At 63.8% G+C, this 26,160-nt stretch carries 25 protein-coding genes and 1 pseudogene; 18 read left to right on the forward strand and 8 right to left on the reverse strand.

The annotated features are described in order from the left end of the window. The first annotated feature begins 55 nt into the window (after positions 1-55). Together Q6A48_RS03765 and Q6A48_RS03770 are read left to right on the forward strand one after the other, a co-directional pair. On the forward strand, positions 56-418 hold the full coding sequence (locus Q6A48_RS03765) for a response regulator (RefSeq protein WP_304552085.1): 363 nt from the start codon (positions 56-58) through the stop codon (positions 416-418). Next, positions 415-1,086, forward strand: coding sequence for an HD domain-containing protein (locus tag Q6A48_RS03770; RefSeq protein WP_304552086.1), 672 nt, complete (start codon positions 415-417; stop codon positions 1,084-1,086). Before Q6A48_RS03765 ends, Q6A48_RS03770 begins: the two co-directional genes overlap by 4 nt. 37 nt (positions 1,087-1,123) lie before the next feature. Here Q6A48_RS03770 and Q6A48_RS03775 read toward each other — a convergent pair whose 3' ends face one another. Beyond that, entirely contained in the window at positions 1,124-2,038 is a 915-nt protein-coding gene (locus Q6A48_RS03775) for a hypothetical protein (RefSeq protein WP_304552087.1), read from the reverse strand. Positions 2,039-2,208: 170 nt separating this feature from the next. Next, on the reverse strand, positions 2,209-3,210 hold the full coding sequence (locus Q6A48_RS03780; RefSeq protein ID WP_304552088.1) for an NAD(P)-dependent oxidoreductase: 1,002 nt from the start codon (positions 3,208-3,210) through the stop codon (positions 2,209-2,211). Between the two features lie 110 nt (positions 3,211-3,320). Here Q6A48_RS03780 and Q6A48_RS03785 point away from each other — a divergent pair, with 110 nt between their 5' ends. Further along, positions 3,321-3,932, forward strand: a complete 612-nt coding sequence (locus Q6A48_RS03785; protein ID WP_304552089.1) for a TetR/AcrR family transcriptional regulator — start codon at positions 3,321-3,323, stop codon at positions 3,930-3,932. A 70-nt stretch (positions 3,933-4,002) separates the two neighbouring features. On the opposite strand, the gene Q6A48_RS03790 is transcribed toward Q6A48_RS03785, so the two are convergent. From Q6A48_RS03790 to Q6A48_RS03800, 3 genes are all read right to left on the reverse strand, one after another. Next, on the reverse strand, positions 4,003-5,307 hold the full coding sequence (locus Q6A48_RS03790) for a CitMHS family transporter (RefSeq protein WP_304552090.1): 1,305 nt from the start codon (positions 5,305-5,307) through the stop codon (positions 4,003-4,005). A gap of 142 nt (positions 5,308-5,449) precedes the next feature. Then, complete coding sequence (gene dctA / locus Q6A48_RS03795) at positions 5,450-6,775, reverse strand: C4-dicarboxylate transporter DctA (RefSeq protein ID WP_304552092.1); 1,326 nt, start codon at positions 6,773-6,775, stop codon at positions 5,450-5,452. A gap of 44 nt (positions 6,776-6,819) precedes the next feature. After that, positions 6,820-7,902, reverse strand: a complete 1,083-nt coding sequence (locus tag Q6A48_RS03800; RefSeq protein WP_304552094.1) for a 4-oxalomesaconate tautomerase — start codon at positions 7,900-7,902, stop codon at positions 6,820-6,822. Positions 7,903-8,068: 166 nt separating this feature from the next. On the opposite strand from Q6A48_RS03800, the gene Q6A48_RS03805 reads away from it, so the two are divergent. Next, positions 8,069-8,959: a LysR family transcriptional regulator gene (locus Q6A48_RS03805; RefSeq protein WP_304552095.1), complete on the forward strand. Its 891-nt coding sequence runs from the start codon at positions 8,069-8,071 to the stop codon at positions 8,957-8,959. A gap of 22 nt (positions 8,960-8,981) precedes the next feature. Here Q6A48_RS03805 and Q6A48_RS03810 read toward each other — a convergent pair whose 3' ends face one another. Both Q6A48_RS03810 and Q6A48_RS03815 read right to left on the reverse strand, forming a co-directional pair. Then, on the reverse strand, positions 8,982-9,647 hold the full coding sequence (locus Q6A48_RS03810; protein ID WP_304552097.1) for an HAD-IA family hydrolase: 666 nt from the start codon (positions 9,645-9,647) through the stop codon (positions 8,982-8,984). Positions 9,648-9,711: 64 nt separating this feature from the next. Further along, positions 9,712-11,058 (reverse strand): MATE family efflux transporter, encoded by a 1,347-nt coding sequence (locus Q6A48_RS03815; protein WP_304552099.1) that lies wholly within the window; start codon positions 11,056-11,058, stop codon positions 9,712-9,714. Positions 11,059-11,613: 555 nt separating this feature from the next. Between Q6A48_RS03815 and Q6A48_RS03820 the strand changes: the two are divergent. The 10 genes and pseudogenes from Q6A48_RS03820 to Q6A48_RS03865 all read left to right on the forward strand — a co-directional run. Continuing rightward, positions 11,614-12,558: pseudogene (locus Q6A48_RS03820) on the forward strand (methyl-accepting chemotaxis protein); the annotation flags it as partial. Between the two features lie 11 nt (positions 12,559-12,569). Then, positions 12,570-12,938, forward strand: coding sequence for a response regulator (locus Q6A48_RS03825; RefSeq protein WP_003203044.1), 369 nt, complete (start codon positions 12,570-12,572; stop codon positions 12,936-12,938). Positions 12,939-12,953: 15 nt separating this feature from the next. Beyond that, positions 12,954-13,238, forward strand: coding sequence for an STAS domain-containing protein (locus Q6A48_RS03830; RefSeq protein WP_304552124.1), 285 nt, complete (start codon positions 12,954-12,956; stop codon positions 13,236-13,238). A 34-nt stretch (positions 13,239-13,272) separates the two neighbouring features. After that, on the forward strand, positions 13,273-15,375 hold the full coding sequence (locus Q6A48_RS03835) for a chemotaxis protein CheA (RefSeq protein WP_304552126.1): 2,103 nt from the start codon (positions 13,273-13,275) through the stop codon (positions 15,373-15,375). Positions 15,376-15,408: 33 nt separating this feature from the next. Further along, complete coding sequence (locus Q6A48_RS03840) at positions 15,409-17,067, forward strand: methyl-accepting chemotaxis protein (RefSeq protein WP_304552128.1); 1,659 nt, start codon at positions 15,409-15,411, stop codon at positions 17,065-17,067. A 39-nt stretch (positions 17,068-17,106) separates the two neighbouring features. Continuing rightward, entirely contained in the window at positions 17,107-17,643 is a 537-nt protein-coding gene (locus Q6A48_RS03845) for a chemotaxis protein CheW (RefSeq protein ID WP_304552130.1), read from the forward strand. Then, a complete protein-coding gene (locus Q6A48_RS03850) occupies positions 17,640-18,476 on the forward strand; it encodes a CheR family methyltransferase (protein WP_304552132.1) in 837 nt (278 codons plus the stop codon). The genes Q6A48_RS03845 and Q6A48_RS03850 overlap by 4 nt, the downstream gene beginning before the upstream one ends. A gap of 5 nt (positions 18,477-18,481) precedes the next feature. Further along, on the forward strand, positions 18,482-18,976 hold the full coding sequence (gene cheD, locus Q6A48_RS03855) for a chemoreceptor glutamine deamidase CheD (protein ID WP_369811653.1): 495 nt from the start codon (positions 18,482-18,484) through the stop codon (positions 18,974-18,976). A 2-nt stretch (positions 18,977-18,978) separates the two neighbouring features. Next, entirely contained in the window at positions 18,979-20,052 is a 1,074-nt protein-coding gene (locus Q6A48_RS03860) for a protein-glutamate methylesterase/protein-glutamine glutaminase (RefSeq protein ID WP_304552134.1), read from the forward strand. A 570-nt stretch (positions 20,053-20,622) separates the two neighbouring features. Continuing rightward, a complete protein-coding gene (locus tag Q6A48_RS03865) occupies positions 20,623-20,895 on the forward strand; it encodes a hypothetical protein (RefSeq protein WP_304552136.1) in 273 nt (90 codons plus the stop codon). A 79-nt stretch (positions 20,896-20,974) separates the two neighbouring features. Here the strand turns inward: Q6A48_RS03865 and Q6A48_RS03870 are convergent, their stop codons facing one another. Beyond that, positions 20,975-21,172, reverse strand: a complete 198-nt coding sequence (locus Q6A48_RS03870) for a hypothetical protein (protein ID WP_304552137.1) — start codon at positions 21,170-21,172, stop codon at positions 20,975-20,977. Positions 21,173-21,331: 159 nt separating this feature from the next. Here Q6A48_RS03870 and Q6A48_RS03875 point away from each other — a divergent pair, with 159 nt between their 5' ends. The 4 genes from Q6A48_RS03875 (at position 21,332) to Q6A48_RS03890 (ending at position 26,140) form a co-directional block, all read left to right on the forward strand. Continuing rightward, positions 21,332-23,071, forward strand: a complete 1,740-nt coding sequence (locus Q6A48_RS03875) for an ABC transporter permease (protein WP_304552139.1) — start codon at positions 21,332-21,334, stop codon at positions 23,069-23,071. A 10-nt stretch (positions 23,072-23,081) separates the two neighbouring features. After that, positions 23,082-24,386: an ABC transporter ATP-binding protein gene (locus tag Q6A48_RS03880; protein ID WP_304552141.1), complete on the forward strand. Its 1,305-nt coding sequence runs from the start codon at positions 23,082-23,084 to the stop codon at positions 24,384-24,386. A 70-nt stretch (positions 24,387-24,456) separates the two neighbouring features. Then, entirely contained in the window at positions 24,457-25,515 is a 1,059-nt protein-coding gene (locus Q6A48_RS03885; RefSeq protein ID WP_304552143.1) for a sensor histidine kinase, read from the forward strand. Continuing rightward, on the forward strand, positions 25,502-26,140 hold the full coding sequence (locus tag Q6A48_RS03890; protein WP_304552145.1) for a response regulator transcription factor: 639 nt from the start codon (positions 25,502-25,504) through the stop codon (positions 26,138-26,140). The genes Q6A48_RS03885 and Q6A48_RS03890 overlap by 14 nt, the downstream gene beginning before the upstream one ends. Positions 26,141-26,160: the final 20 nt, after the last annotated feature.

The following is a 26,160-nucleotide window of genomic DNA, read 5'->3' on the forward strand; positions in this document are numbered from 1 at the left end:
CGCTTGTATTTCGCTCCAGGTTCCGAAGAAGGCTGTCTTGGAGCATGAGCGGAAAATGAAGACGATCCTGATTATCGATGATGAGTACTTGATCGCCGACATCCTCAGTTTTGCCCTCGAAGACGAGGGGTTCGCCGCGATTACGGCGGGCAGTGCGGTCAAGGCGCTGGAGATTCTGGAGAGAGAACGGCCAGACTTGATCATCACGGACTTCATGATGCCGGGCATGACCGGGATCGAGTTTGCCGAGTCCGTAAAACGCAAGGAACCGTTCCAGGCCATACCGATCATCCTGATGAGCGGTGCACAGGCTCATCTCGGGCTGGAGCGGGCCGACCTGTTCGCCCGTGTCGTCGCCAAGCCCTTCGATATCGACAGCATCATCTCCACCGTTAAATCCCTGGTGCCGCTGGATTGAAGCCATTACCGCCCGATACCCCCCTACACGCTGAACGGGAGCTGCCTGAACACCTGGCTTTTTCCGCCTGGGCCTGCGTCTGGGCGGCGCTCGGGGTGCAATGCCCGCCGCGAGACACGCACCAGGCGCTCATTGAGCACTACGGCGAACCGCACCGCGCCTACCACACGGACCAACATCTGGAAGAATGCCTGCGGATACGCCGATCCACCGACGCCCCCTGCCAATCCGCCGCCGAGATCGACCTCGCACTGTGGTTCCACGACGCGATCTACGCCCCCCGTCGCCACGACAACGAACTGCGCAGCGCGCAATGGCTGGACGCCGTGGCACGCGAGAGCGGCCTGGACGATGCAACGCGACGCCGGCTGCATGACCTGGTCATGGTCACGCGACACGACGGCGCCCCGGCGACGGTCGATGAAGCGGTGCTGGTGGACACTGACCTGGCCATCCTTGGCGCGTCGCCCGAACGCTTCGAGGAATACGACCAACAAGTGCGACGCGAATACCGGCACGTGCCGTGGTTCCTGTACCGCCGCAAGCGGCGCCAGATCCTGGAAGGCTTCCTGGCACGCGAGCGCCTCTATGCGACCGCGGCGTACTTCGACGCGTTCGAGCAGCAGGCCCGGACCAATCTGGCCCGGGCCATTGGCTGTCTTGGCTGAGAAGCCCGCGCTACGGGGGCTTTCCTTGCATCGATGCTCAAGAGTTGGCTCCAACCCCCGCGCCGCCTTTTACGCCTCTGTCCTTCGCTTGCTGGAACACCTGGTCACAGGTGTCCTTCAATGCCGCAGGAATCTGCGCGCCGTTCGCCGGTGCTGTCTGGATCACTTCCAGGCAGATGTAGAACAGGTCATTCACATCGTTGACCTGATCGGTAATGTGTTGAACGGCGGTCACGACAGCGCCTACCGAAGCGGAATCTATCCCGCCATTGGAGCCGGGCTTCGACTCCGTTGAAACGGCCGCTGCCACGATCTGGTCCTTGGCGTCCTTTATCTGTTTGTCATAGGCCGCGATCTTGGCTTTATAGGCCTCCTCGGCTTTCTTCTTGTCTTCAGCCGACAACGCATTGAAATCCTTTTCAGCGCCCTCTTTCAGTTTCTCGACCGCTTTGATCAGATCGTTGTTGGGCCCTACCGAACTGGCACCCGACAATGTCACGCTCGGGGTTCGAAGAACGCCTGTCAGTTGCTCGACCGCCATCAGCGCTACCGTATTTCTCTGGTTGCGGGTCAGCAACATCTGATAGGCCGGCTTGGACAGCGCGCCATTGGCATAGGCCTGGCAGATGGAAAAAAGCTGATCGCGCAGCAGCTGTATCGAATGCGTACGTAGGCCAATGTTTGCCCCACCCTCGGAATAAGCAGCCGCCAACGCTGCCACATCCTGCTTTTCGACACTCATGGACGCGGCCAGCGTCTTGAGTGCATCCGGACTCGGCTCGGGGCACATGACGTCGGTCTTGACCTTTTCGGCGCCAGTCCCCTTGGTCATTTCTGTGTAGAGTAAAAGCCTGTCTTCTGCCTCAAGGGTGCGGGAATTCTTGTAGGGGGCACAGCCAGCGACAATCGCGAGCATTATAAAAGCCAGGGAGACACACGTCGGACGCTTCATGGGGGCTCTTCCTCAAATCTGTTCGGAATGATCCAGGGAACAGCCGAATCCCTTCGAGGTGAGCGTAGTAGGCAGAAAGCCACCATGCAACGAGCGGCCATGGGTTACCTCCTACCCGCACGGCCCACCTCCCAATCACTTACTCGCGTCCCTCCAGAATCAGATTGACATCACGCCATCAGCCGCAACGTTGCGCCCTCCTTCTCCAGGCGTTGCCGATACGTCGCGGCGTCCAGCAATTGATAAGGGAAATAGAGGCCGGGCGCGGTGGGTGGTTGCCCGTCGAGGCCGAGCAGGCGCTCGAGGAGCGAGGCGACGCTGAGGCCGGTCAGCGGTGCGGTCCCCGCCGGGTGCACGAGTGCGTGGCGGGTACGTAGCGCGTTGCCCTGGCGATCCTCGCCCGCCAGTTCAATGATGATCTCGGTCGACATGGGACCGCCCCGGAGTCGGGTCGAGCTCGTGCCGATGGCGATGTTGAACTGGACATCGGGCGCCCCCGTGGCGGCGGCCAGCCCGACGACGTCGATGGACGAAAAGCCCTTGGCTTCGATCTCCCTGCCGTCCACTGCGTGAAAGCGCGCCGTGGCCGCTTCGTCCTCGCGCCAAAGGTACACGCCCTCGCGTCGGGTCAGCGCGGCTGGCAGCATTTTGTTGAGGTGTTCGAAGTCGGCCGCGACCGTCGGGCCGCCGGTGTCCTGTTCATCGACCAACGCACTGATCTTGATCGCATGCACACGGCTGAACGCTTGGGCAACATCCAGCGTCGCCACGGTCGTCGCGCCGGCCATCCACTCGTAGCCGAGGACAATGGCGGCGGCATCGGGCCGGTGCATGTAGGTGGCGATTTCCGGCGCGATCTCGAAGATGCCGGACGAAATGCTCAGGTGCGGCACACCGCGCATCTGAGCGAAACGCAGCCCCGCAAGGGCGTGATCCATGTAGAACACCACGACGGCGCTGACTGGGCGATCGCCAAGCCCCAGGTCCTGCGCAGCGGCGTCGATCAGCACGCCCTGCGCCCCGCCGATCTGCTCCGCCGCCCGCTGGGCCTTGTCCAGGTCGCGTCCGCCGATCAGCAACGGTACGCCGGGGTAAAGCGCGCGCAATGCTTGTGCGGAATGATGGCCGATGGCGCCCGAGCCGCCCATGAACAGAATGGGATCGATAGACATGGTATGTTCTCCGAGTAGCCTGTGTGGTTAACCTACCGTTGGTAGGAAGCAATACCAACCCTACACCCAGCCACCTACTATTGGTAGGTTTTTTAACTTGGAGCGACGAAGTGCAAACAGAAAGCGAGTCCCCGGCCACGTCTTCCAACCGCCGGCTTTCGAAGGCCGAACGATGGCAACAGCTGCTGGACACCGCCTTGCTGATCGTGCGCGAGGAAGGTGCCGATCGCCTGACCCTGGGGCACCTGGCAGTGCGCGCAGGTGTATCCAAACCGGTGGTCTACGATCATTTCGCCACCCGCTCGCTGCTGTTGATCGAGCTGTACAGATGGATCGACACCGAACGGGTCAGCGCCTTTCGCGACGCCATGGCCGGGACCGCCCGGACGCTGGAAGAGACCGCCCAGCTACTGGCCAGTGCCTACATCCAATGCGCGGCCGACAACACCGACGAATTCTATGCGGTAGGCGCGGCGCTGGCCGGCAGCGACGAAAAGGCCGCGGTGTTCCAGGAGCTGCTGGATAACTGCGTGCAGATGTTCACTAGCGTGCTCCAGCCTCACGCCGCGTTGTCGGCGGTTGAACTGGAACGCCGCTGCACCGGTTTGGTTGGCGCGGGCGAAGCGTTGGCGGGTGCACTGGTGCGAGGACGGTATGACAAGGATGAGGCGACCCAAGCGTTCGCGGCGCTTATCCGCGGTGCGTTGCGCGAAGCCGGGTGAAACTGGCAGCGCGGCCCGCTACCCGGTCACCCGTGCAATGTCGTAGCGCAAGTAGACCCAAAAGGATACGTCAGGTGAAGAGACTGATCGCCCCGGTCAGCAGGGCCAGCGCGGTAATGACCAGCGACGTCGACACGGCCCACTTGACGGTGGCTTTCTGGAAGTCGCCGATGTCGCGATCCACCATGCCCACCAGCAACAGGGTCGAGGCCACCAGCGGGCTCATCAGGTGCACCGGCTGGCCGAGGATCGACGCCCGGGCGATCTCAACCGGCTCGATGCCATAGGCCGCCGCCGCATTGGCCAGGATCGGCACCACGCCGAAGTAATAGGCATCGTTGGACAGCACGAACGTCAGCGGCATGCTGGTGATTGCCACCACCAGCGGGAACAGGTGCCCCCAGGACGGTGGAATCCAGTCGACCAGGGTTTGCGCGAGGGCGTCGACCATCTTGGTGCCGGAGAAAATGCCGGCGAAGATGCCCGCGGCGAAGACCAGCAGCACCACGGTCATGGCGTTGCCCGAATGGGCGAGGATGCGTTCCTTCTGAATGTCCAGTTGCGGGTAGTTGATCATCAACGCCAGCACGAACCCGATCAGGAACAGGATCGCGGAGTGCATGACCCCCATCACCAGGGCGACCATCACGGCGATGACCAGCAGCAGGTTGACGTAGGCCAGCTTCGGACGCTTGTACGGGGTGTCTTCCAGAATCGCCTTGATGTAGCAGTTGCCGCCGCCACTCTCCAACTGGATGTTGCCGATGCGCTTGCGTTCGGCGCGCCCCAGCAGGAACGCGGTGAAGACCACCCACATCGCCCCGCCCATCATGGTGGGCAGCAAAGGCACGAAGTAATCGCCGGCATCGAGCCCCAGCGCCGCAATCGCACGAGTGGCGGGCCCGCCCCAGGGCGTCATGCCGCTCATGATGCTCAACGACAGCATGGCAATGGTCGCCAGGATCATCGGGTTCATCCCGATGCGCTTGTACAACGGGAGCATGGCTGCGCAGGTGATCATGTAGGTGGTGGTGCCGTCGCCGTCCAGCGCCACCATCAGCGAAAGCAGCGCGGTGCCGATGGCAATTTTCATCGGGTCGCCGTTGACCCGCTTGAGAATCTTGCGGATCAGCGGGTCGAACAAGCCGGCGTCGATCATCAAGCCGAAGAACAGGATCGCGAACAGCAGCAACGCCGCCGACGGAGCGACCATTTTCAGGCCGTCGAGCATCATCTTGCCGGTGGTGCCGCCAAACCCACCCAGGACAGCGAACACAATAGGCACCACGGTCAGGGCGACAATCGGCGACAGCCGTTTGGTCATGATCAAAACGGTGAAGACGACCACCATGGCCAAGCCAAGCAATGCGAGCATAGGTCTGTTCTCTTGTTCTTATGAGTCGCGTGGCCGACGCCAAGGCGCACGGCCCCTGGCCCGCCGGGCAGCACGATGAACGGCGCCTGGCGGGGCTTCAATGAGGGATGGGGAAAAGTACTGTCGGGACCGGGGCAACCGGCTAGACGGGCTTGGTGATTTTCGGCGGCTCCCAGGCTTCAGCCTGGGCCTGTGCGGCCGCGGGCGCCGGCTTGCCGTCCAGCATGCGCGCCAACTGGTCGCGATCGCAGGCGTCCTCGGAAATGGCGATGACCACTGTCGCAACGGCGTTACTCGCCAGGCTGGTCAAGGCCCGCGCCTCCGACATGAAACGATCGATGCCGATCAACAGGGCCAGGCCGGCCAGGGGGATGTCATGGATCACCGTCAGGGTCGACGCCAAGGCGACGAAGCCGGAACCGGTGACGCCGGCCGCGCCCTTGGAAGACAACAGCATGATCGCCAGCATCGTCACGGTCTGCCCGAGCGTGAGGTCGATGTTGCAGGCCTGCGCAATGAACACCGCCGCCAGGGACAGGTAGATCGCCGTGCCATCGAGATTGAACGAATACCCGGTTGGCAGCACCAGGCCCACCACGCCTTTCTTGCAACCCAGCGCCTGCAGTTTTTCCAGCATCCGCGGCATCACCGGCTCGGTGGAAGAGGTCCCGAGCACCACCAGAAACTCCTCGCGCAAGTAACGCAACAGCTTCCAGAGACTGAAGCCATTGGCCCGGCAGAGGCCGCCCAGCACCACGATGACGAAGAAGGCGCAGGCGATGTACAGCGTCATGATCAGCTTGGCCAGCGCTCCCAACGAGGTGATGCCGTATTGGCCGACGGTGAACGCCAACGCGCCGAAGGCGCCGATCGGAGCGAAGCGCATCAGGTAGGCGAAAATCTTGAACACCATGTGCGAGGCGGATTCCAGTACATCCAGTACCGGCTTGCCGCGCTCGCCGATGGCCGACAGGGCGAAACCCGACAACACCGCGATGAACAGCACCGGCAGCACTTCACCCTTGCTGAAGGCACCGATGAACGTATCGGGGATGATGTGCATGAAGAACTCGACGACGCTCAGCTTCGCGGCGGAATCGGTGTACTGCGACAAGCCCTTGGTGCTCAGCTGGCTGGGGTCGATGTTCATGCCCATACCGGGCTTGAACAGGTAGACCGAGACCAGGCCGATGACCAGGCTGATCACGGTCAGGCCCAGGAACAACAGCAGGGTCTTGCTCAACAGGCGTCCCAGGGAGCGCTTATCGCTCATGCCCGCGATCCCGGTGACGATCGTGCAGAACACCACCGGTGCGATCATCATCTTGATCAACTTGATGAAGGCATCGCCCAGCGGCTTCAGGGCGATCGCTTGCTGCGACCAGAAATGTCCGACCAGCACGCCCAACAGCACGGCGATGAGGATCTTGAAGTAGAGCGTTTTTACAACTTTCATGGCATCACCCATTTTTAGAATTGTGCTGATGCAGGAAACGGCAACGACCGGGCAAGCTATCCGACGAGTCGCTGGGGAGCCGCGGCATAGACATAACCGGAAAACAGCCGGCGTGACGTGCGCACGACCGAGGCACGAATCGTCTCACCGTCGGTGCCGGTGTAGGACAGTACAACGTCGATACCGCCACTGGGGTGTTCGATGCGCACGTGCTCCAAGCGCGGCTCATGGGCCCCGCCGAGCAATTGCGCAACCACGCTACCCTCGGTGAGGCACGCCGTCGCCAGGCCAATGGAGCCCGTGATCGCCAGCGCCCGGTGGCAATTGTGGGGCATGAAATAGCGTACCTGAAAGGTCCCGCCCGCTTTGGCCGGCGATACCAGCACCGGCTTGGGAATGACTTTGTCGCTGACATCCCCCAGGCCCATCGCCAGCCCCGCTTGCAAGCGCAGGGACTCCAGGCGGCGCAGGAACTCCTTGTCGGCATCCAGCTCCGCCGGGCTTTCGTCGCCGCGCTTACCCACCCGGCCCGCTTCGACGATCATCATCGGCATGGCCATGTCGATGCAGGTCACGGGGATGCCGTCGAACACATCCTGTTTGTTTCCGGTCGGGAAAAGCTTGCCGGTCTTGCTGCCCGCCGCATCGAGGAACGTCAGTTGCACAGGTGCAGCGGTGCCGGGAACGCCGTCGATGGAGGTATCGCCTTCATAGCTGACTTTGCCGCCGGGGGTCTGCACTTGCGCGTTCACGAACGTGCCGGTGTTGAGGTTGCGAATGCGCACCTGGGTCAGGTCCGAGGAGGCTTTTACCAAGCCCTGCTCGACGGCGAACGGGCCGACGGCACACAGCATGTTGCCGCAGTTGGGCGCTGTGTCGACCCGCCGCTGGGACACCATCACCTGCACGAACAGGTAATCGACATCGGCGTCCGGGTGGAGCGAGGGGCTGACGATCGCGACCTTGCTGGTCTGCGGGCTGCCACCGCCGATACCGTCGATCTCCAGCTCATGGCCAGAGCCCATCAGGTTGAGCAGCAGTTCGTCTCGCTCTTCGATCGCCACCGGCAGGTCCCAGGCGAGGAACACCGGCCCCTTGGAAGTACCACCGCGCATCAGCACACAAGGAATTCGTTGCATAACACTGACTCTTGTTGATCAATCGGAGCAATTGATGTCTTGATCGCAAGAGTCGCAGCCTTTGAAAATTGTTTCCAATGCAAATATCGGCGCTATTATTTCACTCTGCGCATGAAAAACCGCGCAGTGATCCAGGCATGGGCCATTGTTGAAATGGGATAAAAAGATGCAATACGAGCTTAACGATATTCGTTCTTTCGTGAAAATCGCTGAACTGGGGAGCTTCCATGAGGCGGCGGACGCGTTGCACCTGTCCCAGCCTGCCTTGAGCCGGCGGATGAAAAAGCTCGAGGAAGGATTGGGAACCGCCCTGCTCGATCGCACCACCCGCCGGGTGAGCCTGACCAGCGTCGGCCGGGACTTCCTGCCCAAGGCCCGGCGCCTGCTGGATGACTTCGACGACTCGATCCTCAATATCCGCGAGCTCGCCGAGCGGCAGAGTGGCCGGGTCACCCTCGCCTGCATCCCGACGGCGGCCTTCTACTTCCTGCCCTCGGTCATCCGCCTGTACAACGAGCGCTACCCACAGATCCGCATTCGCCTGCTGGACCTCAGCGCCAACGAAGGATTGGAGGCGGTCCTGCGGGGCGAAGCCGACTTCGGCATCAACATGATGAGCGGCCAGCACCCCGACATCGAGTTCGTCCCGTTGGTCAATGAGCCGTTTGTCCTGGCGTGTCGACGCGACCATGAGTTGGCCAAACGCAGCGCGGTGACCTGGTCGGAACTGAGCCGTTACCGCCTGATCGGCGTCGGTCGCCTGAGCGGCAACCGGATGCTGCTGGACCACGCGCTGTCGGGCCTGAGCTGGCGCCCGCAATGGTTCTATGAGGTCCAGCACCTGTCGACGTCGCTGGGCCTGGTGGAAGCCGGACTCGGGGTCTCGGCCATGCCGAGCCTGGCGATGCCGGCCGAGGATCACCCTACGCTGGTCAGCGTGCCGCTGATCGAGCCCGTGGTGAACCGTTCGTTGGGGCTGGTGTATCGGCGCGGAGCATCGTTGTCCCCGGCGGCGGAAAAATTCGTCTCGATCCTGCTTGAGCAGTGGGAGCGATGACGTCCTTCCTGCGGTGCGCCGGTTATTGGACGGGGTCCAGCCGCAGCGATCCCTGGTCATCCCGGCGGACGACCAGCCCACGATAATCCCGGATCTGGCGGTGGACCGTGTCCAGTGGGTGCGCATGGGTCGCCGTCACCACCATCACGTCCGCCCCTGCCGCCTCGCCGGCACGGATGCCCGCGTCGGCGTCTTCGAACACCAGGCACGCCTGCGGCGCCACCTGTAGCCGTTGCGCGGCCAACCGATAGCACGTGGGGTCGGGCTTGCCGTCGCTCACGTCTTCGGCGGTGACCATCACCGCCGGACGCGGTATCCCGGCTGCTTCCATGCGGCGCAAGGCCAATGCCATGGGGGCCGAGGTGACGATTGCCCATTGCGCTGGCGGCAGGCTTTCCAGGAACGCCAGCGCACCGGGCACCGGCACCACGCCGTCGACGTCCTCGATTTCCTCCCGGGTGATCCGTTCGGCCTCGGCCGCGGCATCAACCCCCGGCAAGCGCTGGCGAGCGATGGTATCGATGGCACGCACGCCATGGATCGTCGGCAGGAACGTCGCCACGTCCACGCCGTGGCGCTGGGCCCAGCGGGTCCAGATGCGCTCGGCGGCGGCGATGGAGTTGAGCAGCGTGCCGTCCATGTCGAACAGGAAGGCACGGTAGGCCGTGGATGAATGTTGTGCAGGCATTGGGATCCTTGGGTTATCGAACTGCAAAAGAGGAACTCTGCGGTGGGCAGGCGTGACGCTTGACCTACACCAACCGCTCGATCCGCTGATGTTGCCAGACTCGCTTGTAGTACACCGTCTGCAGCACCAGCATGCTCAGGTAAGCCACCGGGAACGCCATCCACACACCTTGCAGCCCGAAGTGCGCGTCCAGCAGATAGGCCACCGGCACTTCGACGCCGACGATGCAGAAAATCGAGATCGCCACCGGCACCAACACCGTGCCGCTGGCGCGCATGATACCGCCGACCACCGCCTGGAAACCGAACACCAGCAGGCTCCAGAGCATGATGTGCAACAGGTGTTCGGCCTGGACCCGCGCCGCCGGATCGGTGATGAACAGCCCCAGCAGCCAGTGGGACAGCAGGTAGCCCAGCACCACCAGCCCGCCGGTGAGCCAGACGTTGACCAACAACCCCGTGCGCAGGATCGGCCCGAGCCGTTCCAGGCGTCCGGCACCGATGGCCTGGGCGCCGAGGATCGTCGCGGTGATGGCAATCGACAGCGCGGGGAATTGCACGTAGTTGACGATCTGCGTCACCGCGCCATAGGCCGCCGTGGCCTGGGACCCGTGGCGATTGACCAGCGCCAGGATCACCAGTTCCGACACCGAGATCACCACCATCTGCAACCCGGTGGGTAGGCCGATGCCCAGTACCTTGCCGAGGATCTCGCGGTCCAGGCGCATCGCCGCGAACAACGCGCGGTCCGGCGCCAGGGCATGTTTGCGGCGGTTCAGGCGCCAGGCCAGCATGAGCATGGCCGACGCCGTGCCCACCAGCCCCGCCAGCGCCGCACTGCGGATACCCATCTGCGGCAAGCCCAGCCAACCGCGGATCAACGCCGGCGTCAGCAGCAACCCGATACTGGTGGACACCAGCAACGCCAGCAGCGGCGACAGCGTATCGCTCACGCCGCGCAGCAACTGGGTGAACAGCACGAACACCAGCAGCATCGGCAAGACCCACGCCATCACCCGGGCATACGCAACAGCATCGTCCAGCACATCGGCCGGTGTCCCCAGGCCTTGCAGCGCCTGGCGCGCGAACACGCTGCCGAGCACCGCCGCCGCCAATCCGATGATCGCCCCCAGCAACAGCGTCGAACCGGCCACCGCCTTGACCGTCGCGGTTTCGCCGGCGCCATAGGCCTGCCCGATCAGTACCCCTGCCCCCGCGCCCAGGCCGATCACCAGCGCGATGAAGAAAAACACCACGGGGAACATTCCCGACACCGCCGCCAAGGACTGGGTGCCGAGCATCTGGCCGATGTAGATGCTGTTGAACGTGCCGGACATCGATTGCAGGAAGTTGGACAGGACCATGGGGGCCAGGAACAGCAGGTAGGTTTTCCAGAGAGGCGGGGTCGGCATGGGGACTCTGATGGCAGGTTCGGGTGTCGGTAATTTAGCGCAATCGGTCCCTGTGGCGAGGGGATTTATCCGCGCTGGGTCGTGGAGCGACCCGAGTTTCGTCGGCCCGCCTCGACATTTCCTCCATAGCGTCTAGGCTGAGATAGCACAGTGCCATGCACTGCGTAGGTCATTGCCTACAGCGATCGGAATCTGACGACTGGTCTTCAAGTCTGACCAGGGGTCGCAGATAACCAGTTATTCGCAATTAACCTGTTCGCAACACTGTTCAAGGACCGAACCATGACGTCGTATTCACACGGTCATTCCTTTTCTTCCACACAACCCCGCCTCCTCTGGAACCCCGTGCTCGTTGCCGTCGTCGCCGGCATCGGCGTGCTGTCGCTCAACGGCCCGAGCGGCCAGAACACTGCGTTGAGCGCGGTGCTCCTGGCCTTGGGTGTCGCAGCGGGCGTGTGGGGTGCACGGGTGCAGCGCCGCCAGTTCGACCGTGCATTCGCCGCTGCCATTGCCCAGCATGAGCGGCACGCCAGCGAACAACTGAGCCATGACGCCAGCGCGCAACTCAACGAGGTCGTGCTCGGCGCCATGCCGATCTGGGCCAAGCAGGTGGAAAGCTCCCGGCAGCAGACCGAAACCGCGATTGTCTCGCTGACCAGCCGCTTCACTGGCATTTCCTCGCGCCTGGAAGACACCGTGCAAGCCTCGCAACTGGCCGCTGGCGAGCTGGGCGGCAGTGGTAGCGGCGGTGCCGTGCAAGTGCTCGCCCAGAGCGAAAGCGAACTGGTCCAGCTCATCGATATCTTGAGGACGGCCCAGACCAGCCGCGATGAAACCCTGGCCCAGGTGCGCAACCTGACCGCCTACACCGGCGAACTGCGGACCATGGCCGCCGACGTCGCGGCCATCGCCGCACAGACCAACCTGCTGGCCCTCAACGCCGCCATCGAAGCCGCCCGTGCCGGTGAAGCCGGGCGTGGTTTTGCGGTGGTGGCCGACGCCGTGCGCAGCCTGTCGAGCAAGTCCAGCGAGACCGGCCAGCAAATGTCGGCCAAGGTCGACATCATCAACACCGCCATTACCCAACTGGTCCAGGCCGCTTCCAGCGGCGCGGACCAGGACAGCCACTCGGTCAGTGCCTCCGAGGAAAGCATCCAGCGCGTGCTGGAGCGTTTCAAGAGCGTGACCGGGCGCCTGGCCGACTCGGCCAAGCTGCTGCAACAGGAAAGCTTCGGGATTCGCGACGAACTCACCGAAGTGCTGGTCAGCCTGCAATTCCAGGATCGGGTCAGCCAGATCCTCAGCCACGTGCGCGACAACATCGAAGACCTGCACGTGCACCTGCAGCAGGCCAGCCAGTCTCCCGACCAGGCTGTCGGCATCGACGCCCGCCAATGGCTGGCGCGCATGGAAACCACTTATGCCACCGACGAGCAGCGCCGCAACCACCACGGCGACTCGAGCGTGCAACAAGCTTCACAGGAAATAACCTTCTTCTAGGAGAGCCGTTCATGGCTAAAAGTGTATTGGTTGTCGACGACTCCGCGAGCGTTCGGCAGGTCGTCGGCATCGCGTTGAAAAGTGCCGGCTACGACGTGATCGAGGCCAGCGATGGCAAGGATGCGCTGGGCAAGCTGAACGGGCAGAAAGTCCACTTGATCATCAGTGACGTGAACATGCCGAACATGGACGGCATCACCTTCGTCAAGGAGGTCAAGAAGCTGGCGAGCTACAAGTTCACGCCGATCATCATGCTGACCACCGAATCCCAGGAATCGAAGAAACAGGAAGGCCAGGCGGCCGGTGCCAAGGCCTGGGTGGTCAAGCCGTTCCAGCCGGCGCAGATGCTGGCGGCGGTGTCCAAACTGATTCTGCCTTGATGGCTGGAGGCTGCAATGCCCTTGTTGTACGAGACCGTCGATGACACCGCGCAGGTGCAGATCGACGGCGAACTGACGATCTACACCGCCGCCGACCTGTCCGCGCAGTGGCTGCCCCACTTGGGGGCTACGCCGCGCATGGAGGTGGACCTGTCGCAGGTCACTGAAATGGACGGCGCCGGCCTGCAATTGCTGCTGATGGCATTGCGCGAGGCGCCCAAGGCCGGCACCCAGCTGACCCTGACCGGCCGCAGCAAGGCCGTCACCGAAACACTCGAGCTGTGCAACCTGCCGGCCTAGGGCCTCGCGACCCGACACGACAAAGGAAATGAGCGTGAGCATCAATCTCGATCAGGCACAACAGACCTTCATCGTCGAGGCACGGGAACAGTTGCAGGCGATGGAAGAGTCGTTGCTGCAACTGGAAACCAACCCCGGCGACGATGACGCCATCGGCGCGATCTTCCGTGCGGCCCACACCATCAAGGGCTCGGCCGGGCTGTTCGGCCTGGAACCGATCGTCAGCTTCACCCACATCGTCGAGGACGTACTCGATCGCCTGCGCAATGGCAGCGTCGAGGTGGACACCGGCCTGATCGCCGTGTTGCTCAAGTCCAGCGATCACATGCTGGAACTGATCAACGTGGTGGCCAACCAGGGCGGGACGCTGACGCCGCCGGCGTTGAAGCGGGAGATGGAACTGTGCCAGGTCCTGCAGGAATACCAGGCGCCCCCTTCCACCGAGGCACCGGCCGCAGCCAGCCAGATCGCAGCGGACGCACCCGCCGAAACGCGCCTCTGGCACATTTCCCTGCGTTTCGGCCTGGAGGTGTTCCGCAATGGCATGGACCCGCTGTCGTTCCTGCGCTACCTGCAAACCCTCGGTGAAATCGTCGACCTCACCACCCTGACGGACGCACTGCCCGCCATCGAGGCCTGGGACGCCGAATCCTGCTACCTGGGCTTCGACATCACGTTCCGCTCGGCGGCCAGCCACCAGGCGATCAACGAAGTCTTCGATTTCGTCCGCGAAGACTGCGTCATCGAAATCGACGCCGCCGAGGACGAGGATGCCGCGCCCGCGTCGAACACCGGCCTGGTCACCACCCAGCCTGAGCAGCCCGAGGAAAACACCGCGTTGGTCGCCACCGGCGAGTTGCTGCCGGACCAGCGCAAGACCCCACGCACGTCGTCCCGGGTCGCCGTCGACAGACAGCCGGCGACGACCGACAACAAGGCCAAGGACGGCAGCTACGTCAGGGTCAACGCCGACAAGCTGGACGAGCTGATCAACCTGGTGGGCGAACTGGTCATCGCCAGCGCTGGCGCGAGCCTGCTGGCGCGCACCTGCCATAACGCGCCGTTGCAGGAGTCCACCTCCAGCGTGTCCGCCCTGGTGGAAGAAATCCTCGACGGCGCCCTGCGCCTGCGCATGATCCCCATCGGCGAAACCTTCAACCGCTTCCGCCGGGTGGTGCGCGACGTCAGCCAGGAATTGGGCAAGGACATCGACCTGATCATCAATGGCGCGGAAACCGAGCTGGACAAGACCGTGGTGGAAAAGATCGGCGACCCGCTCATGCACTTGTTGCGCAACGCCATGGACCACGGCATCGAAACCGCCGAGGCGCGGCTGGCGGCCGGCAAGCCGGCCAAGGGCCACTTGCACCTCAACGCCTACCACGACTCGGGCAACATCGTGCTGGAAATCGCCGACGATGGCGCCGGCCTGAACCGCGACCGCATCCTGGAAAAAGCCCAGGAGCGCGGCCTGGTGGCGCCCGGCGCCAACCCCACCGACCAGGAGATCTACAACCTGATCTTCGAACCGGGCTTCTCCACCGCCCAGGCCGTGACCAGCCTGTCCGGACGGGGCGTGGGCATGGACGTGGTCAAGCGCAACATCACCCTGCTGCGCGGCACCGTCGACCTGGACAGCCAGCCGGGCCAGGGCACCGTGGTGCGCATCCGCCTGCCGCTGACCCTGGCGATCATCAATGGCTTCCTGGTGGGCATCGACCAGTCCACCTACGTCATCCCCCTGGACATGGTCCAGGAGTGCGTCGAACTGAGCGAGGACGACGGCATCGCCAGTCGCGAACAGGGTTACCTCGACCTGCGCGGCGAGGTCCTGCCGCTGGTCTACCTGCGCGACCATTTCAACCACGAAGGCCCGGCCGCGCGCCGGCAGAACGTGGTGGTGGTGCGCTACGCCGAACTCAAGGCCGGGCTGGTGGTGGATGACCTGCTGGGCGAGTTCCAGACCGTCATCAAGCCCCTGGGCAAGTTGTTCGGCGCCCTGCGCGGCATCAGCGGCTCGACCATCCTCGGCAGCGGCGCCGTGGCGCTGATTCTCGACATCCCGGCGCTGCTGACCCAGATCACCCAGTTAGAAAACCGCTACACAACTCAATTCCAACAAGCCACTGCTCGCTGACGCTTTAGCAATTCCATGGAGAGGTATTCCCCAATGAAATGGTTCTACGATCTTAGAATCGCCACCAAACTGATCACGTCATTTCTGGTCGTGCTGGCCCTGACCGCTGCCATGGGCGTGTTCTCGATCATGCAGTTGGGCGAGGTGAACGGCACCACCGTCGAAATCCGCGAAAACTGGATGCCGTCCATGCGTGCCGCCTCGGGCATGCGCTTCTTCGCGGCCAGCTATCGCCTGAAAGAAAATCGCCACATCGCTGCCGACTCCGACCAGGAGCGCGCGCAGCTCGAACAGGAAGCCCAAGAAGCCAGGAAAGCCGTCGAAACGCGCCTGGCGACTTACAAAGAATTGCTCTCCAACGCCGAGGACCGCCAGCTGTTCGAAGCCGTCAGCAATGACTGGGCCGCGTACCTGGTGACCAGCAAGGACCTGCTTGCGCTGTCCCGGCAGGGCCTGACCGACCAGGCCCATGCGCTGCTCAAGGGTGAATCCAAGCGGCAGTTCGACCTGGTGACCGCCGACCTGCAGAAACTGGTAGAGCTCAACGATGCCGGGGCCGCGGCCGCCAGCAAGCGTGGCGCCCAATTGTTCGAACAATCGCGCCTGTCGATCATTGCCGTGCTGGCGGCGGCCCTGCTGGTGGGCCTGGGCCTGGCACTGTTCATCTCGCGGATCATTTCCCGCCCGCTGAAACAGGCCGCATCGGTCGCCGAGCAACTGGCCGAAGGCAACCTGAACGCGAAAATCGAAGCCGGCTCCAAGGACGAAACCGGCATGGTGCTCAACGCCATGCAGAATATGGTCGGCAAGCTCGCCCATATCATCGGTGAAGTGCGCAACGCCGCGGACAACCTGGCCAGCGCCTCCGAAGAAGTCAGCGCCACCGCGCAATCCATGAGCCAGGCCACCAGCGAACAGGCGGCCAGCGTCGAGGAAACCAGCGCCTCCATCGAACAGATGAGCGCCAGCATCAACCAGAACACCGAGAACGCCAAGGTCACCGACGGCATGGCCAGCAAGGCCGCCAAGGAAGCCACCGAAGGTGGCGATTCGGTGCAGCAGACCGTGGTGGCGATGAAGAAAATCGCCCAGCGCATCAGCATCATCGACGACATCGCCTACCAGACCAACCTGCTGGCACTCAACGCCGCCATCGAAGCGGCCCGTGCCGGGGAACACGGCAAGGGCTTCGCCGTCGTCGCCGCCGAGGTGCGCAAGCTGGCCGAGCGCAGCCAGGTGGCGGCCCAGGAAATCGGCGAGCTGTCCTCCAGCAGCGTCGACATGGCCGAGACCGCCGGGCACTTGCTCAACGAGATGGTCCCGTCCATCAACAAGACCTCGGACCTGGTACAGGAAATCAGCGCCGCCTCCGAGGAGCAGGCTGCCGGCGTGGCGCAGATCAACACCGCCATGACCCAGCTCAACCAGGTGACCCAGCAGAACGCTTCCAGCAGCGAGGAGCTGGCCGCCACCGCCGAGGAAATGAGCAGCCAGGCCGAGCAACTGCAACAGGCCATGAGCTTCTTCACCCTGGACACGCCACCCAAGTCGGCCAGCCAACCGCTGAAAGTCGACAACACCCCGGGCCCGTCCAGCCGTAAACCGGCACGCGCCGCCGTACCCGCCCTGCCCAAGGCCTTTGCCTACAGCATGGCGAGCGCTCCGGACGAATCCGAATTCACCCGGTTCTGACGGTCGGTTTCCACAGGCCCGCATAAAGGAGATACAGGCATGGGCGCCATCGCTACGACACGTCAGGCCGCCATCGCGGTTGAGGAAGAAGCGCAGTACCTGACATTCATGCTCGGCACGGAGATGTTTGCCATCGGCATCCTGTGCATCAAGGAAATCATCGAATACGGCAACCTGACGGTGGTGCCGATGATGCCGGCCTTCGTGCGCGGGGTGATCAACCTGCGTGGCGCGGTCGTGCCCGTGGTGGACCTGTCGGCGCGGTTCGGCCGGCAGAACTCGGCGATCACCCGGCGCTCGTGCGTGGTGATCATCGAAGCCAGCACCGAGGACGGTCACGCCCAGGACATCGGCCTGCTGGTGGACACGGTGTCGGCCGTACTGGAAATCCCGGCCTCGCAGATCGAGCCGCCGCCGAGCTTCGGGGCGAAGATCCGCGCCGATTTCATCAGCGGCATGGCCAAGGTCGATGGCAAGTTCGTCATCGTGCTGGAGGTAGGCCGCGTGCTCTCCATCGATGAAATGTCGCAACTCGCCGAAGCCAGCCCCAGCGCGCTGGAAGTCGAGGCACCGTGAACGTCGACAGTTGCAAGGAACGCACCGTGAATTCAGTGGCCCTCAGCGACCGGGAGTTCAGCCAGTTTCAATCCTGGCTGTACCAGGCCGCCGGCATCAACCTGTCCGAGGCCAAGAAAGCCCTGGTGGCCGGACGCCTGTTCAAGCGCCTCAAGCACTATGGGCTGGACAGCTACGGCGATTATTTCAAGCTGATCATGAACGGCCAGCGCACCGATGAATTGCAGGTGGCGCTGGACCTGCTCACCACCAACGAAACGTACTTTTTCCGCGAGCCCAAGCATTTCGACTTCCTGCGCCAGCAGGTGCTGCCCAATGCCACGCCGGGCAAGACCTTCCGCCTGTGGAGCGCCGCCAGTTCATCGGGAGAAGAACCCTACAGCCTGGCGATGACCCTGGCCGAAGGCCTCGGGACCACGCCCTGGGAAGTGATTGGCTCGGACATCAGCAGCCAGGTGCTGGCCAAGGCCCGTTCCGGGCATTACCCGATGGAAAGGGCACGCACCCTGCCCCATCCGCTGCTGGTGAAGTACTGCCTCAAGGGCACCGGCAGCCAGCAAGGCACGTTTCTCATCGACCGGGCGCTGCGCAGCCGGGTCCACTTCATCCAGGTCAACCTCAACGAGACGTTGCCGGACCTGGGGGAGTTCGACGTGATCTTCCTGCGCAACGTCATGATCTATTTCGACCAGCCCACCAAGAGCAAGGTCGTCGCCCGCCTGATCCCCCGGCTCAAGCCCGGCGGCTACTTCATCGTCAGCCATTCGGAAAGCCTCAACGGCGTGTCCGATGCCCTGAAACTGGTGGCCCCTTCGATCTATCGCAAACCATGAGTGCCATGCTGAAGTTCAGGGACGTGGAAGAGGTGTACCTGGCGCCGGGTGAGTTTCGCTTCGCCACCTGCCCGACCCGGCTGCGCACGATCCTCGGTTCCTGCGTGGCGATCACGCTGTGGCACCCAGAGCGCAAGATCGGCGGCATGTGCCATTTCATGCTGCCCAGCCGCACGCGCTGCTCCACGGCACTCAACGGCTTGTACGCCGACGAGGCCATCGAGCTGTTCATCCGCCAGGCCCGGGCCCACGGGACCCACCCCGAAGACTACCAACTCAAGCTGTTCGGCGGCGGCGAGATGTTTCCCGAGCTGCAACGCCATGTGCCCTACGGTGACGTGGCGCGGCTGAACATCAACGCCGCGCTGGAAATGACCGCCCTCTACCACCTCGACCTGATCGCCCAGGACATGGGCAGCACCGGCTACCGAAGCATCATCTTCGACCTGTGCAACGGCGACGTGTGGGTCAGGCACCAACCGATAAGGACCCGGCATTGACCATGTCAAAGAAGATCAACGTATTACTGGTGGATGACTCCGCGGTGGTCCGCCAGGTGTTGCTGGCGATCCTCAGCGACACCCCGGATATCCATGTGATGGGCGCTGCGTCCGACCCGATTTTCGCCATGGACAAGCTGGCCCGGGAATGGCCCGATGTGATCGTGATGGACGTGGAAATGCCGCGCATGGACGGCATCACCTTCCTGAAGAAGATCATGAGCGAACGTCCCACGCCCGTGGTGATCTGCTCGTCCCTGACCCCCAGGGGTGCGGAAACCACCTTGCAGGCGATGGCCGCCGGCGCGGTGGAAATCATCACCAAGCCCACCACCGGCCTGAAGAATTTCCTGCTCGAATCGGCGCCCGAACTGGTGGCAGCGATCCGCGCCGCCGCCCAGGTCAACGTGCGCAACCTCGGCAAGCGCCCGGCCCCGGTCGCGCTGGCACCCGCCACCAAGCTCACGGCCGACGCCATGCTCCCGGCGGGCAACGGCCACGCCATGGCGCAGACCACCGAGCGCATCGTCGCCCTCGGCACCTCCACCGGCGGCACCCAGGCCCTGGAAGCGGTGCTCACCGCCCTGCCCCGCGTGTGCCCGGGCATCGTCATCGTCCAGCACATGCCGGAAAAATTCACCGCCTCGTTCGCCGCCCGGCTCGACAGCCTGTGCCAGATCGAAGTCCGCGAAGCCCGCAACAACGACCGTATCCACCCGGGCCTGGCGTTGATCGCCCCCGGCGGCAAACACATGATGGTGACCCGCAGCGGCGCGTTCTATCACGTGCAGGTGGTGGACGGCCCGCTGGTCAATCGCCACCGGCCTTCGGTGGATGTGCTGTTCCGCTCCGTGGCCAAGTTCGCTGGCCGCAACGCCACCGGCGTGATCATGACCGGCATGGGCGACGACGGCGCCCGCGGCCTCAAGGAAATGCTCGACGCCGGCAGCAGCACCGTGGCCCAGGACGAAGCCAGCTGCGTGGTCTTCGGCATGCCCAAGGAAGCCATCAAGCTCAACGCCGCCCAGCGAATCATCAGCCTACAGGACATCCCCCAGGTGATCCTGCACCGGTAGAGGGACGACCAGCCCTCCTGTGCGACACAACAGCGTGTCGCCCCCGGTAGGACCGGGCTCATTGCGCTTTTAGGTGACCACGAGAGACGCTCGGACGTGAGTAAAATCCAGGCCCACCCCCCTTCCCCTGTGGGAGCGAGCCTGCTCGCGATCGCGTTGGGCCTGCTTGCATGGGTACGGTCCTCAGCGAAGAAAAATCTGCTGAAGCCCGCGTGATTCCGACTGTTCCTACATAACACTGAGAGTGTCAGCACGTTTCCACGTAGAACACTCACGATTCCTACGAAACCCTCGGAATCCCTAACCTTTTCGGCCTTGGCCGTCCAAATTTATAGTCATTCCCGTCGCCCAAGATGGCGATCAGGTTTGGCGACCTGGGATCAAGTGCAAAAGTACTGCGTTTTTTACGAAGGCTTTGGCACACTTGCACGGCTGCCCGTTATGGCAGTTGTGCGCGGGAGACTTTCGGGTCTGCCGGTTCCGATCCCGGTTCGCCAACCTGCGTACAGCTGCCACCCAATTGTTTGGCGACGATTGAGTGGTTAAACCCTACTGGATCGGAGTTTCAACATGGAAAAATACGTCCCCATCACCGGCATCGACTGCACTCCCGCGTCCCTCCTCATTGATACCCAAGCCCCGCTTGACGTCCTGCACGCAACCGCTGATTACCGGATCCGCGTGGTGACCCAAGTACTGGAAAACATCGCGTTTCGCTCCGAGATCAGCAGCGATGCCGTGGTGCTTTCAGACTTCGCACAGCTTTTGGTGATTCCGTTGCGCGATGGGTGCGATCTTCTGGAGGTCATTGGCCGACGACTTCAGGCGCAGATGGAAAGCTGATGGAACTACGGGCGCTTAGAGCGCCCGTTTTGCCTATTGGGTAAATGGGATCTGTAACCCACCCCATCGTTTGCACCGGCTACACCGGCGAAATCGTCGCCAGCACACCAATCAACAAGGTCAGGGCCAGGAAACCACCCAAGAAAATCGCCATCTTCGCCATGAGTCCTCCAGAAAGAAGTGCGTACGCGAGGCCAACCGGTGAGCGCCCGCATTGACCAGGGCGTTCATCGGCCCGCGCGCCGCGCCGTATTGTGGCGTGGGTGCGCTGCGGCATGACAGGGCCACCTGCCGGCAAAAACAGCGGATCAGAACATCGGCCGTCGCCCCGGATATACCAAGGTATAGTTTGCCGCCCTTAATCCCGATGGTCATTGCCGCGGGCAGGTCTTAACCTCAGCGCACCTCAATACCGACACCACGACCGAGGTGCTCGATGCGCTCTTCACTCCGTGCACCCGCACTGCCCTCGCTGAACGATAACGAGGCCGTCTCCTGGTGGGCCGACCTGGCCTTGCTCAGCCTGATCGCCCTGCTGGCGGCGTTCATGGCCTATGGCGTCGAACAGATGAACCAGCCCCTCGGCACCCTGGTTTCGTCACCGTTGTCCCTCGACCTGGCCCACCTGCCGGCCTACGCCCTGCGCACCACCCTGCGCATGTTCATCGCCCTCTTCGCGTCGCTGGTCTTTTCCCTGGTCGTCGCCACCCTGGCCGCCAAGAGCCGCAAGGCCGCCCTGGTGATCCTGCCCGCGCTGGATATCCTGCAGTCGGTGCCGGTCCTGGGTTTCCTGACGTTTACCGTGGTGTTCTTCATGGGCCTGTTTCCGGGCAAGGAGACGGGCGTGGAATGCGCGGCGATCTTCGCCCTCTTCACCAGCCAGGTCTGGAACATGACGTTCAGTTTCTATCAGTCGCTGCGCACCGTGCCTCACGACCTCCAGGAAGTCAGCCGGCAGTTCGCGCTGTCCCCGTGGCAACGCTTTGTCCGGCTCGAATTGCCCTTCGCGACGCCGGGCCTGGTGTGGAACATGATGATGTCCATGTCCGGCGGCTGGTTCTTCGTGGTCGCGTCCGAAGCCATCACCGTCGGTGGCACCACCGTCAGCCTGCCGGGTATCGGTTCCTGGCTGGCGCTGGCGATCGAGCGCAAGAACACCGCCGCCATCGCCTGGGCCGTGTTGGCCATGGTCGTGGTGATCATCCTCTATGACCTGTTGTTCTTTCGCCCCATCGTCGCCTGGGCGGACCGGTTCCGGTTCGAACAGACCGCCTCCCGGAAACGCCCGCGTTCCAGGGTCTACGACCTGCTGCGTTCGACCCGGCTGGTGCCGTGGGCGTTGCGTGTGCTGGAAGACTTGATGGCCCTGTTGCCACTGGCCCGGCTCGGGCGACTGGCGCGCGTCCGCTTCAAGACCGGCCCCCGCTTCGACCGCCTGGCCGACCTGGCCTGGAAGGCCCTGGTAGCGATCGCCTGCGGGGTCGGGGCGGTTCAGCTGTGGCAGTTCATCGGCAGCACCTTGGGCCTGGACGAGGTGATCGCGACCTTCGGCCTGGGCCTGGTGACCCTGGTGCGTGTCGTCGTGCTCATCCTGCTGGCCAGCGCGGTCTGGGTGCCCATCGGCGTCTGGATCGGCTTGAACCCGCGCTGGGCCCAGCGCTTGCAACCCATCGCGCAATTACTGGCGGCATTTCCGGCCAACGTGCTGTTCCCGCTCGCGGTGATCGCCATCGTTGCCCTGAAGCTCAACCCTGATGTCTGGCTGTCGCCGCTGATGGTCCTGGGCACCCAGTGGTACATCCTGTTCAACGTGATCGCCGGCGCCAGCGCCTTGCCGACCGACCTGCGGGAAGCGGCGCGCAGCTTCCATGTGCGCGGTTGGCAGTGGTGGCGCCGAGTCGCCCTGCCGGGGGTATTCCCGTATTACGTCACCGGTGCGCTGACGGCGGCAGGCGGTTCCTGGAACGCCAGCATCGTCGCCGAGGCGGTGTCCTGGGGCGATACGCATCTCTACGCCTCGGGCCTCGGTGCCTTCATCGCCCACGCCACCACGGCGGGCGATTTCCAGCGCGTGGCCCTGGGGGTGTCGGTCATGGCGATGTTCGTGGTGGGTTTCAACCGCCTGCTGTGGCGCCCCTTGTACGACTACGCCGAACGCCGGCTTCGAATTGATTGAGGGCACTCTGATGGAAGTGATCGACAAACGTTGTCTCGTCGATGTGCGGCAACTGGGGCACGTCTATGGCACGGCCGGCAATGCCGAGCGCCCGGTGCTGGAGGATGTCTGCCTGCGCCTGGACGAAGGGGAAATCGTCGGCCTGCTGGGGCGTTCGGGGTCCGGCAAGTCGACCTTGCTGCGGGCCATCGCCGGCTTGATCGCGCCCACTGCGGGCGTGGTGGATTTCCCGGCGAACGCACAGGGCCATGGAAGCTCGGTGCGCATGGTGTTCCAGAGCTTCGCCCTGTTTCCCTGGCTGACAGTGCTGCAGAACGTCGAGATCGGCCTGGAAGCCTTGCACGTCGCAGCCCCTGAGCGCCGCCGCCGGGCCTTGGCGGCCATCGACCTGATCGGCCTCGACGGCTTCGAAAGCGCTTTCCCGAAAGAGCTGTCAGGCGGCATGCGCCAGCGCGTCGGCCTCGCGCGGGCGTTGGTGGTGGCCCCGGATGTGCTGCTGATGGACGAGCCGTTTTCCGCCCTCGACGTGCTGACGGCCGAAACCCTGCGCACCGACCTGCTGGACCTGTGGCGGGAAAGGCGCATGCCGATCAAATCCATCCTGATGGTCACCCACAACATCGAGGAAGCCGTGCTGATGTGTGATCGGATCCTGATCTTTTCCTCCAACCCGGGGCGGGTCATGACCCACATCGACGTGGACCTCGCCCAGCCGCGCAACCGCAGCGACCCAGCCTTCCAGGCCCTGGTCGAACACATCTACGTGCAGATGGCCGGGGGCGGACAGACGGGTGCCGCGGGCCGCGAGCCGTTCGCCGGCAGCGGCGTGGGCATGGTCCTGCCGTCGATCTCCACCAATGCGCTGGCCGGATTGATCGAGGCGGTCCAGGATCATCCTTATGACGGCCAGGCGGACCTGCGTGAACTGGCCGTGGCGCTGCGCTACAGCGCCAGCGATCTTTTCCCGGTGGCCGAGGTGTTGCAATTGATGCGCTTCGCCGACCTGCACGACGGCCACATCACGCTGCGGCCGGCCGGGCAACGCTACGCGGACTCGACCGTCGACGAGCGCAAGCAGTTGTTCGCCCAGCACCTGCTCCGGTATGTCCCGCTGGCGGGGCACGTGCGCCGGGTGCTGGATGACCGGCCGACCCGCACCGCGCCGGCCAGGCGCTTTCGCGACGAGTTGGAGGATTTCATGCCCGCGCACGACGCCGCCCGCACCCTGGACTGCGTCACCCAATGGGGTCGCTACGCGGAGCTGTTCGCCTACGATGAAGTGGCCGACCAGTTCAGCCTGGACAATCCCTGCTGAAGCGATTCGGGCGGTATACACTGCGTCACTGAAGCCTTGGCAGCCGACACCACCGCAGGATGAACACCCCATGAGAAGAACCCAGCTGACGCTTCGCTTGCTGCTGTTGCTGGGCCTGGCGCTCGGCATCGCCGCGATCGACACCGTCACCGACCTGGAAATCGCGGTGGGGGTCTTCCAGATCGGGGTGGTGCTGATCGCCGTTAGGCTTCTACCGGCGCGCGCGGTGGCAGGCGTGTCGGTCGCCTGCATGGTGCTGACGATCCTCAGTTACCGGTTGACCCGCTTCGGCGATTCGGAGGCCGGCCTGATCAACGTGCTGATCAGCCTGACGGCCATCGCCGGCACGACCTACCTGGCACTGCGCCTGTCGGCCGCCATCGGCACCGTGCACCGAACCCGGGCGCACCTGGCGCACATTGCCCGCGTCAACATGCTCGGCGAACTGGCCGCCTCCATCGCCCACGAAGTGAACCAGCCTCTGGCCGCTGTCGCCACCAGCAGCAGCGCGTGCCTGCGCTGGATGACCAACGACCCGCCCAACCTGCCCAAGGCCCGACAAGCCGTGGAGCGCATTCTCGCCGACACCCATCGGGCCAGCGACATCATCGCCCGGCTGCGCGGCATGGCCCGCCACCAGGCACCGACCAAACAGTGGTTGAACGTGGCTGATACGGTCAATGCGGCGCTGCGGCTGTTGGCCGGCGAGTTGAACGAACAGAACATCGACTTGCGCGTGCACATCCAGGAAGGACTGCCGCCGATGCTGGTGGACGAGGTGCAAATCCAGCAAGTGCTGCTGAACCTGGCGATGAACGCCGTCGACGCCTTGCGCCAGGTCGATGACGACGCACGCCGGACCGTCGATGTCCGTGCCGCGCTGGAAGCGGGTCAACTGCATTTTTCCGTGTCCGACCAGGGCAAGGGCCTCAGCGGCAACGACCACGAACGGGTGTTCGACGCGTTCTACAGCAGCAAGCCGGACGGCATGGGCATGGGCCTGGCCATCAGTCGTTCCATCATCGAGGCCCATGACGGACGGATCTGGGTCACCAGCAACCCGCAATCCGGCGCGACCTTTCACTTCACCCTGCCAGCCGTGACACGGGAGCCCGATGAGCCGCATTGACGCCCACGACCCCGCCGAGTCGATGGTCTACATCGTCGACGACGACAGCTCGGTACGTGCCTCGCTGCAAGACCTGCTGGCCTCGGTGGGCCTGCCCAGCCAGGCCTTCGGCTCGGCTCGCGAGTTCATGCAGGCCAGCTTGCCGGACGTGCCGGCCTGCCTGGTCCTCGACGTGCGCATGCCGGGCTTGAGCGGGTTGGATTTCCAGCAGGACATGGCCCGCCTAGGCCTCCTCGTCCCGGTGATCTTCATCACCGCCCACGGCGACATCCCGATGTCGGTCAAAGCCATGAAGGCCGGGGCGCTGGAGTTCCTGACCAAGCCCTTTCGCGAGCAGGACCTGCTCGACGCCATCAGCCTGGGCCTGGACCGTGATTGGCAGCGACGCCAGGCAGCGGCGAGCCTGGACGAATTGAAGCGCCGGCATGGCAGCCTGACCGACGGCGAGCGCGAGGTGATGGCGCTGGTGGTGTCGGGGTTGCTGAACAAACAAGTGGCCGCCCGGCTGGGGGTGAGCGAAGTGACGGTGAAAGTGCGGCGCGGCGCCCTGATGCGCAAGATGAATGCGGATTCGTTGGCAACCCTGGTCAAAATGTCGGAAAAACTCAAGGAGGCGGATCGCTAGCCGCGCCTGTCGCGGCTATC

The sequence above is a fragment of the Pseudomonas citrullilanati genome, from assembly GCF_030580855.1.
In the GTDB taxonomy this organism is placed as follows: Bacteria; Pseudomonadota; Gammaproteobacteria; order Pseudomonadales; family Pseudomonadaceae; genus Aquipseudomonas; species Aquipseudomonas citrulli.